Source organism: Ruegeria sp. CE8 (genome assembly GCF_056537465.1).
In genome coordinates this window covers 80,008-94,889 of record NZ_JBQFRP010000008.1, presented here as the reverse complement: position 1 = coordinate 94,889, position 14,882 = coordinate 80,008, and the positions used below count along the sequence as shown (strand labels likewise).

Genomic DNA, 14,882 nt, shown 5'->3' with positions numbered 1-14,882 from the left:
GCGCGTTCCATCGGACCAGCGGTGCGACTTTCATTGAAATTGTAATTCACTATCCCCTCCCAAGCGCTTTCAACGCGGCCTGAAGTTTTTTCCGTCCCGCGTCACCTTTCCCGTTCACAACGACCCGGTCGCTATTTAAAAAGATGAACCGGTCGGCGATCTGCATAAAGGATCGATCCGCCGTAGCGATGACGACAGTGCGGCGCCCTTGCTGTGATTGAACCCACTCTCTGAAACTGTGCCGGCGATGATCCGAAAGGCCGTTGGTGGGTTCTGCGAATAGGTAAATTGAGGATCGACGGGCCATGCAGCGCGCAAGCACTACGGACTTCAAGGCTTCCGCAGGCAGGCGCGCCAGATCGCAATCTGTCAACCGTGTATCGATTCCGTCGGGCAATAGACCTAGATCAAGCAAAACGTCCATATCACTCAGCGCAGCCTTGATTTCCGCGTCAGAAACCGTCGACGAGGCCAATCGGAAGTTCTGAGCGACCGTTCCGTAGAACAAGGAAAGGTCGTAAGTCGCGTAAGTGATGGACTTGCGTAACTCGTCTTTGGCTACCTGCCGAATGTCGATGCCATCATGTTCGATCGTTCCGGCCAGAGGGGGGTACAGCCCGTCGATCAAATCCAACACCGCTGTGCGACCGGCAGCGTCGCTGCCCATGACCAAAACCACTTCGCCCGGTTCGCAGTTGAAACTGGCCTGGGACAAGATAGGTGCGTTCAATGGATCAGGTCGGAACGTGACTGAGGAAAACACGATGGCCCCACTTAGGGTCTTTTGGTGCGTTTGCTCCAGCCCCACCTCCATTTCTTCAGCGAGGGAGAGAACGCGGTCAGCCTGATTTCGACTGCTTCGGAAAGACAGTATCTGCGGAAAGCTGGTGTAAAGCGACTGGATTGGCGCCAGAATTTTGGACACCAGCGCGATGGAGGCAATTAAGGTGCCAAAGCTGATTTCTCCGGTCAGAGCGCCATGAGCACACAATATGACGGCGCCCATTGAGGCCAATGCTGTGACCGACTGTGCCAGCGACTGCGAGAGAGCCTGAAACTGACGCGCGCGGCGTGTTCTTGATTCAGCATTGTCCGCCAAAGGCACGCAGCGTTTCAGCCATTGATTTTGCATGCCGAGATTGGCAATGGCTCGCTGATGACGGATCGCATCCAGCATCGCGGACTGGCTTGCTGCAGCTGCTTCTGCGGCGTCCCGATCCAGCCTCTTTTGACGCGGAATGGTGATCAACCCAAGCGCGATCAAAATAGTGGCCAACCCGAGTGTGAGCAGCCCGACCTGCGGCGCTAGGTGGACCAGAACCGCAAAGAATATCAACACAAACGGCAGGTCCAATAGAGTCGTCATAACCTGCCCGGTGAAAATATCTCGCAGGGATTCAAACTGACGGAAACGCGAAAGTTGCTGATCAACGTCAGACTTTTGAATCTGACTGAGGGGCAGCGACATTAGTTTACGAAACAGTGCGATCATCAACTGGCGTTCCGCGCGCCAACCTACATAGGCCAAAGCCTTGGTGCGTGCGTGACGAAAACACAGATCCGACATGGCAATGATGGCAACGCCGATGGTCAGAGAAATCAGCAAGTCAACAGATCCCGATGGGATTACCCGCTCGTAGATTCCCATGATCAGCAGAGGCACCATCAGCCCCAGGATGTTGGACAGCAACGATGCAGCCACCAACCAGGGCATCATCGGGCCCAACTCTCCGAACGCCTCGCGGACCGATGTGAATCGCTTTACGGCCTGATGTTCCGTAGATTGGTCGATCCGGATGACTGTACACCAATGGTGACCAGGTTTTAGGTGCCTCAGATCCGGATTTTGATCGTCGCTAACCTGCAAATCACCACCGTCACGGCTCAACGCCAGATAACAGGCGCCATTCTCTGGAACGATCAACGCAGGACACTCTTGTGCCGTGATATCGCGTTCACGGCATCTGATTTGAGTGTAGGGGATTTTAAGAATATCCAAAGTCTCTGAAAGGTCTTCCGGTCGAAGCTTTTCAGACATATGCGGAAAGGCCTCCAGCAGCCTGTCCTCATTGTTCCGCCAGCCACCTGCCGACAGTAACAGATACAATAGTCGGCTGGCAGTCTGAGCGCTCATCCCAGTCATGCGGCACCTCTGCTCAGAGAATTCGCCGCCGCAACCTCAAGACCCGCATCAATTACCCACGCAGCCAAGTCTTCCGACTCAGACAGGGCTAACCGGACAGTCTGATCTGAGAACCGCTTCATCCGTGGATCGGGACTGGCCAAAATCATAGTGGGCCGAGGCGACAGAGATTTGAGATAGTCAGCCAAAGCCTCACGTTCAGGTGTATCGAGAACAGCGGTTGGCTCGTTCATCAACAGCACCCGCGGGCGCAATGCCAAAGCACGCGTCAGCGCAATCAATTGCCGATTCACGGGGTCCGATTCAAATCCTGTCCCGGTATTGAGCCGGGTGGCATAGCCCATGGGCAGTCGGTGAATTCTTTTTTCCAACCCAAGTGCCAAGGCAACTTTCTTGGCCCGCGCTGCCATCGCTGCATCACCGAATGCGCTGATATTATCGAGTATTGTTCCGGAAAGGATCGCGGACTTGGATTCAAGCGCAACCAGTGCATCTTGTCCCCTTCGCCCAACCTGTTGCGATGCAGGGAGGTGATCGATCAGCACTTCGCCCTCATCAGGCGTTCGTTGGCCCGTCAGCGCATCAAACACGGCATCAATCATCCAGCTGTCAGTTGCCTCAATCAAAACGACAGCGCCTTGATCCGCTTGAAACGTAATTGGGGAAAAAATTTCACCTTCACCACTCGACCTACTCATGGACAAGCATGAAACGTCGACCTTACCGACCAAAGTGTTGCCTGGGGAAATCGCGCTTTGACGAATTTCAATTCTTTCCATTTCCTCCAACCGCGCCTTTGAAATGGCCGTGTTTTCCGATTGAACCCACAGCGCCATAAGCTTGGTCAGAGGCTGAACAATTCGGCCATTTAACAGCATACAGGCTGCCAATTCCGCGATGCCGATTTGGTTTGAAATCACGAGGTATGCCCCAAGCAAGCCCATTGCTGCCACGGTCATCTGGGAAAAAATCGCGCCAAAGCTTTGCGAAATCCCCGAGAACTGGATCAGAGTCTTGCTGAGGCTGACGGTCTGGTCCTCCAGCATCTCAAATCGGCGGGCCATTTGCGGCTCCATCCGATTTGCCTTGACCGTGGGCATGCTGGACAAAATCTCGGACAGAAAGGCATAGCGGCGCGTATCCAGCGCCTTGCGCTGCCTGAATAAGGCCCATTGCGCGCGTTTCATAAAGCCCGCAAAGACGGCCACTACGCAGAACGCACTAAGCGGCACAAGAATAAGCCATCCGCCTATCAACCCGATCAAAACCGCGAACAGAAACGTGAATGGCAGATCTATCGATAGCGCCTGCCCTTGACCGGAATGATAGTCCCTGAGCTGGCCGATTGCCGCGTAACGCTCGGCAAATGTGCTGGCAGGTTCCCGTGAAAAAGCCAGGGTATTCGCGCCAAGGACTTTGGTCATGAAACGACGGTAGTTCAAAATCGCAGCGCCCTCGGCAGCGGTTGTCAAAAGGACGGTTCGACACTGTCTCAGTACTAACTCCACCCCGGCACCTATCAATAAAGCGAAAGTCAGAACCCGCAGAGTCTCTGTCGACTGGAATGGGATGACGCGATCAAAAATGAGCAAGATAGAAATTGGCATCAACAGGGACAGGATATTCATTGACAACGACGCAACCCAAAGCGGGATGTCAAATTGCGGTGCCGAGATGCGGCCAACAAATTCACGCGGTTCCATATCGCCCTTCACCCCACTGGTATCTTGGGCAGGAGTGACTGGTTCCTGTTTAAAATCAGTAAACTTGCGACAAATGAAGTGGCGAGAATTTCCCTTAAAATTTATATGTTTAGTTGAACCTTACTGACCGACAGCATGCTACCCAGAAAGATGAATCAGGACGCATTTCGGGGTTTGGCATTATGGGTAAATTGGAAGACGGCCTTAATTACCTCGCTCGGTCTGCCATGGCCGAAATGGACGAGAGGCAGGAAATCATCTCTCACGCATCACGCAGCCTACCCGGAGCAAGCGACGATCCCACGCGTAGTACCCTGCACACTGGCCAACAGTTTTCCGGTAGGCTTGAGGTCCAAGTTCGAAACGATGGTGCCCCGGACGACTACAATAATTCTACCGCGCCAGAGCACCCGCAAAGTGGGCCAACACGAGCAGAATCTGAGACCCGCACCCCCGCTCCAAACGCCACCCCGACCAACACGAAGTCATCAGATTCCGAAAGGGACATCCAGGAAACGTATGACAACAGCGTTCCTAGCGAGCACTTCAAAGTCGCGAATGAGCCGCGCAATCCGACTTTGCAAGTCGAAATGACCCAGGCAAGCGACTCTGCTGAGATTCTAAGAGCGCCAGACTTATTTGACACAGAACCAACACTCGCCGCGCCATTCGCAAAGCAGGACGTCAACCATGTACCCGAAGACATCTCACTGGACAACGCAATGGTGGCCGAGAACACCCAAGGGGCTGTGATCGGCAACATCACAATTGTCGACCCGGATGCATCAGACACCCACAGGTTCGACATTTCTGACGACCGGTTTGAAATTGTCGACGGCCAGTTGAAACTCAAGCCCGGCATCGCGCTGAACCACGAAGACACCGCACAGATAGAGGTCGACGTCACCGTTACTGACGCCGAGGGTGCCAGCCTGACCGAGCGCTTTACGGTGAACGTTCAGGATGTGAACGATGCACCCGAGGCCATCTCACTGGACAGCCCTTCCGTGCCCGAGAACACCCAAGGAGCCGTGATCGGCAACATCACAATTGTCGACCCGGATACATCAGACACCCACAGGTTCGACATTTCTGACGACCGGTTTGAAATTGTCGACGGCCAGCTGAAACTCCAGCCCGGCATCGCGCTGAACCACGAAGACGCCGCACAGATAGAGGTCGACGTCACCGTCACTGACGCCGAGGGTGCCAGCCTGACCGAGCGCTTTACCCTGGACGTTCAGGATGTGAACGAGGGACCATCGCGGCTCGCCATGTTCCACGACGCCGAAAACCTGGTAAAAAATGGAAGTTTCGAAGACTTCGATCTCGAAAAAGGAAAGTGGAAGGGCTTTGACGCTGATAAAACCGGATCCTGGAAAGACACCAATGGTATGGAAATCTGGGACCAATTGGGCGGCACAAAAGCGTCCGATGGGGACCAACTGCTTGAGATGGACCACGGCCGGGGCATCGACAGTATTTCTCAGGTCATCAATACAGAAACCGGTCAGCTTTATGACCTAAGTGTCGATCTCCGCGAACGTCTTGCCGGAGGAACCGATACGGTCGAAGTTTATTGGAACGGCAATCTGATTGCTGAGCTGGATCCACAATCTGCCGATTGGGAAACGTTCCAGCTTAGGGTCGTTGGGACAGGTCAGGATACGCTGGAACTACGGGAAGCCGATGGCGAGAACGACACCTACGGAGCGCTGGTCGACAACATCACTCTGACCGCTGCCGAACAGACTGTGGCCGAAAATGTCGAAGGTGCCATTGTGGGCCAGATCAGTTTTGATGACCCGGATCTGAGCGACTCGCACCGGTTCGAAGTATCCGATGATCGGTTCGAGGTCGTCGGCAACCAACTGCGCCTGAAACCGGGGGTCGCACTGGATTACGAGGAAGATTCTTCGATCGCGGTCGATGTAACGGTAGTTGACGAGGGCGGGCTTAGCCTGACTGCGAACTTTACCGTCAACGTCGCGGACATGGATGAAATTACCTTTTCTTCTGGATTTCATGCAAAGTTCTTCGACGTTGATCATCGGCTGTTCAAGCTGGATGATATCGATTGGAACGCGGAGCCAAGCCACCAGGAGGTAACGTCCGACATCGACTTCTCAAACGGCCATGAGTCCTTTTGGGAAGGAGGCTCCAAAGATACGTTTGGAGTGCAGATCACCGGCAATGTCGACGTTGAGGAAGGCGGAACATTCACGTTCTTTCTTGGTGCCGATGACGGCGCGATGCTAGTCGTCAACGGCGAGCCAGTTGTTGAAAATGACGGGTTGCACGGGTTTCGAACCCGTTCCGGTGAAATTTACCTGGAGCCGGGCACTCATTCGATTGAGATCCGGTATTTCGAAAACTATGGCCGGGCCGGTTTAAAGCTTGAGTGGGAAGGACCGGGTCTGGACGGGCGAGAGCTTGTCACAGCCCCGGATGCGTCCGAGGCCCAGACTGTCGCTGGAATGCCGCTAGCCTTCGAGGTCGACATGGGGGCACTCAACCTGACGGACGAAACAAGTTTTGAGCTGGGCGATTTGCCGGAGGGAACGATTGTCGATACTGGTGGCGCTTCTTACGTGACGGACCCAGATGGTGCCATCGAACTGTCGGGATGGCGCGGTGAAATGCTAACCATAACGCCACCTTTGGACTTTTCTGGTACGGTGGAGGCATCGCTGCGCCATTCCACGCCCACCGGCGAAGGCAACAGTCACGACGCAGTGCAGAAGGTGACATTCGAAGTGAATGAGGCGGCTCTGAGCGCACCTGACGCCAAAATGGTGGGGGGCTTTCATGTCAGCTATTTTGACGTCGATAGCAGGCTGTCCAAACTGGGTGACGTAAATTGGGACAGTGAGCCGGCGCACCAGGAATTCGTACCCGAGATCAACTACAAAAACAGCAGCGACTCGTTCTGGGAAGGCGGATCAAAGGACACTTTCGGTGCAAAGCTTGAAGGCAAAGTCACAATAGAAGAAGGCGGGTCCTACACGTTTTTTGCAGGCGGGGACGATGGCGTCGCGGTTTTCATAAACGGCGTAGAAGTTATCGACAATGACGGGCTGCACGGGTTCCGAACACGAACGGGCCAAATCGAGCTTGAGCCCGGCTCCTATAACATCGAGGTTCGGTATTTCGAGAATTACGGCCACGCAGGGCTGAAACTGGAATGGGATGGCCCCGACACCAACCGACGCGAACTTCTGCAAGCCGATCCCGGAACCGCAATTGGTAAAAACGGCACTTTCGAAGTCGGGCTTGAACTGGATAATGCCAGCGACCAAGCTGTCGTGTCGCTGGACGGGTTACCGGCGGGCACCTTGTTGGTCAGCGGTGAGGATTCTGTGATTACAGATGGCGGGACCGCTGATCTGTCGGGCTGGTCCGTCGACTTTCTCGAGATTTCGCCGCCCCCCGGCTTCGAAGGATCGATTGAGGGTGAAATCATTGTCACCGACACCGGCTTCAATGGCGCGCAAATTACTTCTGAAAACCCATTTGTTTTGGAGGTCGGACAGCCCGAATACGGCGCGACCGATTTTGCCCACAAGTTGGCCGAAACCCTTTCGGCGACCGCTGGGTCAGAAACGCCCGCGCCATGGCACATGGATCATCCGCAAAGCGAAAACGAGGATTCAGACGTTATGGCCGAGGCGGTTTCGACCAATTCAAGGGCCGAGATTTCGTGCATTGAGACAGACGCCTACGAACGTATCGACTGGTGACCGCACCTCAAGAACCCCACCTGTCGCTCTCCCCCGGCCTTGGCAACGCCTTCAACCACGTTTGCGGGCAACAATCCACGTTGGGTGATATGTCAGCGACACGCCAGCTTCGCTGCCGAAGTATCTGACATACCGATCCGTGAATTGACCGAGGCTGGTCTTTGTCCAGACTTTTTGCGCACGCCCGTTAACCCCTGTTCGCCGCAGATGTTCGAGGACTTTCCTGGGTGTGTCGAAGTGCATTTCCCGAATGGTTTCGCCAGTGCTTATGATCTCGAGCTCACCCTGCACCGCGGCAGCCAGATCTTTGGATCGGCACAGACCCGGTGCTTTGGCCGTTGATCCAACTGCCACCAGCTCACGATACTGTTCGGGTCCAAAACCGGAAACCGCCAACCACCCCCCGGGCGCAAGCGCAACAGCCGCCCTGCGCAGGAATGCGGCAGGGTCACGCAACCATTGGATCATGGACGCGGACGTGATGAGGTTTGGCTGGTGAGGCCAGTTCAATGTTTCGGCATCACCGCACAGAAAATCAGCACCAACAGCATAGGCCGTCTGCTCGGCTTCAGGCGAAAGGTCATTGATCGTCAGCAACCGAAATTCAAATGTCTTGCAAAGCTTTTGCGTCAAGTGACCGGTGCCACAGCCAAACTCCAACCCCGACGCAAAACGTTGCGGAGCGCCACTGCTGCGCATTTCTTGCACCAGGTGGTCCGCGATTTGGGCTTGTTGGCTTGCGGCCCCGTGGTAACTGCGAAAACTGCGGCTAAAGCTGCGCTGAACGCGCTCGGCCAATTGGGCGTTCATGCGATCCACTCCTCCCAGCTTTGACCACTGCGAAACGGGATATGCGGGGCGGGGATACTGCGAACTGCGGATTGTTGGGTTGCCCAGGCAATTTCCTGCGCGCGCGTTGGAATGACCCGGTCGCGCTGAGGGATCCATATCCGGTCAAAAGCCGTTTCCGGGGCATCGCCGCGTTCGATCACGGCATGAAGTTCAGCTCGCGCTGCGCCCGCATCGATCGCAGGGGCCAGCCCTTCCAACCCGGCCCGGCGACAGAACTTGGTGAAGCTGTTTTCGGTCAATTGGTCGGCCGTAGCACGGATCATGTCCGGCGCGATGCCACGCTCAGCATTGGCAGGGCACAGAGTCCCACTGACGGCAATCAGCCGATGGGGGCGGAAACCGGTCTGAGTCAGCCAATGGGCGACGGACGCCACACCAAACGAAAAGGCGATCAGGTTGACACGGTCATATTGCGCAAGGTCATCTATCGGACCGTCAAGCCAGGTATAATCATCGACCAGCAGCACATCCCCGCCCCCACTGAGGTCGGCGAACGGGGCAGCGCCAAGGGCCCATCCCCCAAAGACCAATATCAGGTCATCCGTGCCAGAACGCGACAACCATCGCTGTCTCATGACACACTCCGAACCAGTGAAACCATTGCCGACGTCACCCGGCTCAGCTCTTCCGGAGTGATGATGTAAGGCGGCATACAGTAGATGTTGCGCGCAAACGGTCGCAGCCACACTCCGGTCTCTGGCGCCAAAGCATGCGCGACGGAGGGATCAACCCACTGCTCCATTTCGATGACGCCAATAGCGCCCAGAACGCGGACATCGGCAACACCGGGCAAATCCCGCGCTGGGGCAAGCTCGTGCTTCATCTGGTCGGCAATTGCATGCACTTCGGTACGCCAATCTCTGACCGACAGCTGATCCAAACTGGCGATAGCCGCCGCGCAGGCAAGCGGATTGGCCATGTAAGTCGGGCCATGCATCAGGACGCTTGCTTCGCTTTCACCAATCCTGCGCGCAACGTTTTCGCTGGTGATCGTTGCAGCCAACGTTATGTGACCACCAGTCAGGGCTTTGCCCAGGCATACGATGTCTGGCACGACACCGGCATGGTGCATCGCAAACAGCTCCCCGCTGCGGCCAAACCCGGTTGCGATTTCGTCGAAAATGACAAGCACATCGTGTGCCCTGCACATCTCCTGCGCCCGCTGCAGCCATTTGGGGTGATAGAAATACATGCCACCGGCACCCTGAACGACGGGTTCAAGAATCAGCGCTGCAATCTGGTCGGATTTGGTTTCCAGAAGCTCTTCCAAAGCGTCCAGCCCATTCAGTGTCGTATCATCCGTCCATTCCTGATCGAACGAGATCGGCGGGCGCGGTAGGAAATGCTGGATCGACAAGGCTCCGCTGAACAAACCATGCATCCCGTTCACGGGATCGCAGACACTCATCGCTTTCCATGTGTCACCATGGTAACCGCCACGGATTGTGGCGAATTGAGTGCGGCCAGTGTTCCCGAGGGCCATCTGATATTGAACGGCCATCTTCAATGCGACTTCAATCGCAACCGACCCACTGTCACTGTAGAAAATGCGATCCAGCCCGGCTGGCAACAGCTCAACCAACTTGCGGCCAAGGTCAATCGCGGGATGGTGTGTCAGGCCGCCGAACATCACATGCGGCATCCGCTGCAGCTGCGCCTGCATTGCGTTTGTAATGGCAGGGTGACGATGTCCGTGTGCCGCACACCACCATGACGACATCGCGTCGATCATCCGGATCCCGTCTTCGCGGGTCAACCAGACACCCTCGGCATCGGTAATCAAATGCATCGGGCCGGGGTTCAGCACGTTTGTGTAGGGGTGCCACAGATGGCGGGCATCAAAATCCAGCGGGTTCACAGGGCGCTCCGGATCATATCGACGTCAATGGCCCCAAAAGCATCGCACAGGGTATCGCGAGACAGGGGGTCGAGTTGCGGCAAACGCCCCAGATGCGCGACATTGCACATCTCGGAAATTGTCTGTTCCACATCTGGTTCGGCGTCTCCGACGAACGCCACTCCGACAACATTGCACCCCGCATTCCGCAGGGCCATCAGGGACAAGCTTGTGTGGTTGATCGTGCCGAGTGCTGTGCGCGCCACCAGAACAACGGGCGCTTTCCACTGTGCGATCACATCAAGGAAGAAGCTTTTGCGGTTCAACGGCACCATGACCCCGCCAGCGCCTTCCACAACCAGTGGTCCAGTGACCTTTGGCAACACAAGCTGGTCCAGCTCAATCTCAACGCCCATGTCTTCGGCCGACAAATGAGGCGAGGCTGGCATATTCAGCCGATAGGCCTCGGGCAGGACCCTGGCACCGGACAGAGTTTCAACAGTTTCTGTGTCAGTTGCGTCCTCAAGCCCGGATTGCACAGGCTTCCAATAGCATGCGCCCAGCGCCGCCGTCAGGCCAGAGGCAAAAACCGTTTTACCCACACCTGTGTCGGTGCCTGTAATGACTACGGCGCTCATGCAGCCTCCGCCTGTTGATGGGCTAGTGTTTCGAACAGCGCGGTAATGTCATCCTCGTCGACATTACCGGTGATCGACACCCGCAGTCGCGACGTGCCACGCGGCACTGTTGGCGGCCGGATACCACGAACGTCGAACCCCTTGGCTTGTAACGTTGCGGCCATTTCCATTGTCTTGGCGTCATCCCCAAGAATGACCGGAATAATCTGGCTGTTAAGCGCCTCTGCAGGAACACCATGTTGCAGAGCAACGGCATGCGCATGCCCTATGCGCGCGTTCGCAGCGCGGATCGCGGTGTTGTCCGATTGTAGATGCTGCAAAACAGCCCGCACGAGAGCTGCGTTGAAAGGCGACGGGGCAGTTGCAAAGATAAACGGCCGCGCGCGGTTGATCAGGGTGTCGACCATCACCTTGGGGCCGCAGATCAAACCGCCTGAAACTCCCAACCCTTTGCCGCATGTATGCAGGGTCAACAGATCAGCATCCAACCCATGGGCCAGACCCCGCCCGTTCGGGCCGAAAACCCCGGTCGCGTGTGCTTCGTCCACAACCAGAATCGCACCATGTTCGCGGGCCAGTTCAGAAAGCTCTTTCAAGGGTGCGATATCACCCTCCATCGAGTAGATGCTTTCCACTGCAATCCAGATTTGACCAGATCCACCGCCTGCCTGCCAGTCGGCAACGGCGCGCCGCGCATCGGCTGCTTGATTATGGGCAAAGGAACGGGTCTGGGCGCGTCCCGTGCGCATACCCTCATGCGCGCTTGCATGCACCAGAGCATCATAAAGGATCAGATCTTCCGCCGCTGGAAGGGTCGAAAAGATCGCCTGGTTCGCCTGAAACCCTCCGCCCATGAACAACGCAGCTTCGGCACCAAAAAACGCGGCGGCCTCCTCTTCAAGGGCTTCATGTTCCGGGTGATTTCCACGCAACAGGCGGGACCCGCCAGAGCCCAGCGGCACGCCCTGCTCTAGCGCGTTCTGTGCCGCGTCACGCAACAAAGGTGACTGCGCCAATCCCAGATAATCGTTGGACGCGAAATCCAGTCCGCGCCTGGGTGCCAACACCCGGCGGCGATGCCGGGTGTCCAGCATTTCAAGCATCGAGTTCAAACGACTCAATGCCTTCATTCAGCAGCATCCAGACAGGATTTTTCAGCAGGTGTTTCAGCCTGCAACCCAAGTTTGGCAAAAAGCACCGCGTCAGTGTCTTCTTCCGGATTCTCTGCAGTCAGAAGAGTTTCACCAACGAACATCGAGTTCGCGCCGGCAAAGAAGCACATGGCCTGCAGTTCATCGCTCATTTCGCTGCGGCCTGCGGACAGACGAACGTAGGATTTCGGCATCATGATGCGGGCAACGGCAATCACCCGAACAAAATCGATCGGGTCAATCGGTTTGGCATCGGCCAAAGGCGTGTCTTCCTGAGGCATCAGCATGTTGATCGGAACAGAGTCCGGCGCGGGGTTCATATTGGCCAGCGTCACCAGCATATCGACCCGGTCCTGAACCTCTTCTCCCATCCCCAGGATACCGCCCGAACACACTTTGATCCCTGCTTCCTGCACCCGATTCATCGTGTCGATCCGGTCCGCAAAGGTACGCGTCGTGATCACTTCGGAATAGTACCGTTCGGACGTGTCGATGTTATGGTTGTAGTAGTCCAACCCGGCATCGCGTAGGCGGACCACCTGATTGTCGTCCAGCATGCCCAGCGTCATGCAGGTCTCCATGCCCAGCTCGCGCACACCTTCAACCATGGCGACCAGCGCATCCATGTCCCGATCTTTGGGTTTGCGCCAGGCAGCACCCATGCAAAAGCGTGTCGCACCACCGTCACGGGCCTGGCGGGCCTGGCTCAGAACACGTTCGACTTCGATCAGCTTGGACGCTGAGAGTTTCGATCCGTTGCGGGCCGACTGCGAGCAATAGGCACAGTCCTCGGCACATCCGCCAGTTTTGATTGATAGCAGCTTGGATGTCTGGACCTTGTTGGGATCAAAATTTTCGCGATGCACCGTTTGCGCGCGAAACAGCAAATCCATCAACGGAAGGTCATACAGAGCTTGCGCAGCCTCACGGGACCATGGCGTGGCGGTGTTTTCCATTTTATCGATACTTTTCAAAAGACATCATGATTGGCTGATCTTTTATAGATAAAGAAGAGAATCACAACTGGAATCTGCCACTCGTGCCTAACAGGCGGATCCTCGCACCAATCTGGAAAATCCCAAGCTATTTGCCCGGCAGGCAGATACGTTGCGCCCAAGTCCCAAGATCTGCGCATCCGACCGGGTGAATCGCCGACGCATTCGCTTAACGATTTTCGGATTTAATGATATCTGCGGCTTTCTCGGCAATCATGATGACTGGCGAGGCCGTGTTGCCCGACACGATTTTTGGCATGATTGACGCATCCACAATGCGCAGCCCGTACAGCCCGCGAACCTTTAGCTGAGGATCAACCACAGCCCGGTCATCCGTTCCCATCTTGCAAGTCCCCACCGGATGGAAAATCGTCGTGGCAATATCTCCGACCGCCTTAACCAAGTCAGAGTTATCCCGGATCGAAGGCCCTGGCAGGATCTCTTGCGGCTCGTATCGCGACAGCGCTTTTGCGGACATGATCCGGCGGGCTTGGCGAACAGACTCCACGGCAACAGCTCTGTCCCGCGGCGCGGACAAGTAGTTGAGCCGAATATCGGGTTGCTGATCGAGATCACGAGAGCTTACATGGCTGCTACCGATGCTTTCCGGTCGAAGATTACAGACCGAAACCGTGATCGCCGGAAAGGGATGCAAAGGATCGCCCAGCTTGTCCGTGGACAATGGCTGTATATGGTACTCCAGATCTGGCGTCGCGAGTGCAGGGTCGGACTTCGTGAACATCCCGAACTGACTTGGTGCCATGGACATGGGTCCCGACTGCGTCAGCCCGTATTGCAACGCTATCTGAGCCTTGCCGAACAACGAGTTTGCCAGCGTGTTCAGTGTTTTGGCGTTGCTGACCTTGAACACAGTTCTGATTTGCAGATGGTCCTGCAGGTTCTCACCCACCCCGGCGCATTCATGCTGCATTTTAATGCCGAGATCACTCAGCAAGTCTCCGCGACCTATGCCCGATAGTTCCAGAATCTTCGGAGAGTTGATGGACCCGGCGGCCAGCAAAACCTCGTTCTGCGCAGAAGCGTCCACGACCCGACCTTTGTGGCGAAACCGGATTCCACGAACGGCTTTGCCATCCAAGATCAGTTGGTCCGTCGTGGCTTCCGTCAGGATTCTGAGATTTGGGCGTCTCATTGCAGGCTTCAGGAAGCCCTTCGCCGTGTTCCATCTGACGCCATTGCTCTGATTGACCTCGAAAAACCCAGAGCCTTCATTATTGCCGTCATTGAAATCATCACGCGGATAAATACCAAATTCTTCCGCACCCTCCTGCACCGCTCTCAGGATGTCCCAGGTCAGCTTTTGTTTCTGCACTTTCCATTCACCGCCACCGCGATGGTGTTCACTGTCACCGCCATGGTGATCTTCGGACTTGAGGAAGTAAGGCAGAACGTCGTCCCAACCCCAGCCAGTGTTTCCCATCTGCCGCCAATGATCATAATCCGCTGCCTGCCCGCGCATGTAGATCATGCCATTGACCGACGTGCAGCCGCCCAGAACCTTGCCACGCGGATAGACCAGAGATCGGCCGTTTAATCCAGGCTCGGGCGCGGTCTTCATCATCCAGTCGGTGCGCGGATTGCCGATGCAATAAAGATAGCCAACGGGGATATGCACCCAATGATAATTGTCGGACTTGCCGGCCTCCAACAGCAGGACGCGTGTTTTCGGATCTTCGCTCAGACGGTTCGCCAGTACGCATCCCGCAGTGCCGGCACCCACGATGATATAGTCATAGTCGCCATCAAGGCGGGTCGTATCGCTCATAGTCACTCTCAATCAGACCGGCTCAGCCACAATTTTC

General features: G+C 56.0%; 10 protein-coding genes. 1 reads left to right on the top strand and 9 read right to left on the bottom strand.

Translation table 11 applies throughout. From position 1 onward, the window contains the following. Nucleotides 1–49: 49 nt before the first annotated feature. Nucleotides 50–2,143 carry an ABC transporter transmembrane domain-containing protein gene (locus ACR0AA_RS14215; RefSeq protein WP_480756290.1) on the bottom strand — a complete coding sequence of 698 codons (2,094 nt, stop codon included), beginning with the start codon at nucleotides 2,141–2,143 and terminating at the stop codon, nucleotides 50–52. Continuing rightward, on the bottom strand, nucleotides 2,140–3,846 hold the full coding sequence (locus ACR0AA_RS14210; protein WP_480756289.1) for an ABC transporter transmembrane domain-containing protein: 1,707 nt from the start codon (nucleotides 3,844–3,846) through the stop codon (nucleotides 2,140–2,142). The genes ACR0AA_RS14215 and ACR0AA_RS14210 overlap by 4 nt, the downstream gene beginning before the upstream one ends. Before the next feature lie 590 nt (nucleotides 3,847–4,436). Between ACR0AA_RS14210 and ACR0AA_RS14205 the strand changes: the two genes are divergently transcribed. Beyond that, on the top strand, nucleotides 4,437–7,586 hold the full coding sequence (locus ACR0AA_RS14205; protein ID WP_480756288.1) for a PA14 domain-containing protein: 3,150 nt from the start codon (nucleotides 4,437–4,439) through the stop codon (nucleotides 7,584–7,586). A 51-nt stretch (nucleotides 7,587–7,637) separates the two neighbouring features. Here ACR0AA_RS14205 and ACR0AA_RS14200 read toward each other — a convergent pair whose 3' ends face one another. The 7 genes from ACR0AA_RS14200 to ACR0AA_RS14170 all read right to left on the bottom strand — a co-directional run bounded on the left by ACR0AA_RS14200 (nucleotide 7,638) and on the right by ACR0AA_RS14170 (nucleotide 14,845). Then, the gene (locus ACR0AA_RS14200; protein WP_480664775.1) at nucleotides 7,638–8,396 is read right to left on the bottom strand and encodes a methyltransferase domain-containing protein; all 759 of its coding nucleotides are present in this window, start codon (nucleotides 8,394–8,396) and stop codon (nucleotides 7,638–7,640) included. Continuing rightward, nucleotides 8,393–9,013, bottom strand: coding sequence for a pimeloyl-ACP methyl esterase BioG family protein (locus ACR0AA_RS14195; RefSeq protein ID WP_480664776.1), 621 nt, complete (start codon nucleotides 9,011–9,013; stop codon nucleotides 8,393–8,395). Before ACR0AA_RS14195 ends, ACR0AA_RS14200 begins: the two co-directional genes overlap by 4 nt. Next, nucleotides 9,010–10,296, bottom strand: a complete 1,287-nt coding sequence (gene bioA, locus ACR0AA_RS14190; protein WP_480664777.1) for an adenosylmethionine--8-amino-7-oxononanoate transaminase — start codon at nucleotides 10,294–10,296, stop codon at nucleotides 9,010–9,012. The genes ACR0AA_RS14195 and bioA overlap by 4 nt, the downstream gene beginning before the upstream one ends. After that, nucleotides 10,293–10,913, bottom strand: a complete 621-nt coding sequence (bioD, locus tag ACR0AA_RS14185; RefSeq protein WP_480664778.1) for a dethiobiotin synthase — start codon at nucleotides 10,911–10,913, stop codon at nucleotides 10,293–10,295. The genes bioA and bioD overlap by 4 nt, the downstream gene beginning before the upstream one ends. Next, on the bottom strand, nucleotides 10,910–12,043 hold the full coding sequence (locus ACR0AA_RS14180; protein ID WP_480756287.1) for an 8-amino-7-oxononanoate synthase: 1,134 nt from the start codon (nucleotides 12,041–12,043) through the stop codon (nucleotides 10,910–10,912). Before ACR0AA_RS14180 ends, bioD begins: the two co-directional genes overlap by 4 nt. After that, a complete protein-coding gene (gene bioB / locus ACR0AA_RS14175) occupies nucleotides 12,040–13,020 on the bottom strand; it encodes a biotin synthase BioB (protein WP_480756286.1) in 981 nt (326 codons plus the stop codon). Before bioB ends, ACR0AA_RS14180 begins: the two co-directional genes overlap by 4 nt. 208 nt (nucleotides 13,021–13,228) lie before the next feature. After that, nucleotides 13,229–14,845 carry a GMC family oxidoreductase gene (locus ACR0AA_RS14170; RefSeq protein WP_480756285.1) on the bottom strand — a complete coding sequence of 539 codons (1,617 nt, stop codon included), beginning with the start codon at nucleotides 14,843–14,845 and terminating at the stop codon, nucleotides 13,229–13,231. Between the last annotated feature and the right edge of the window lie 37 nt (nucleotides 14,846–14,882).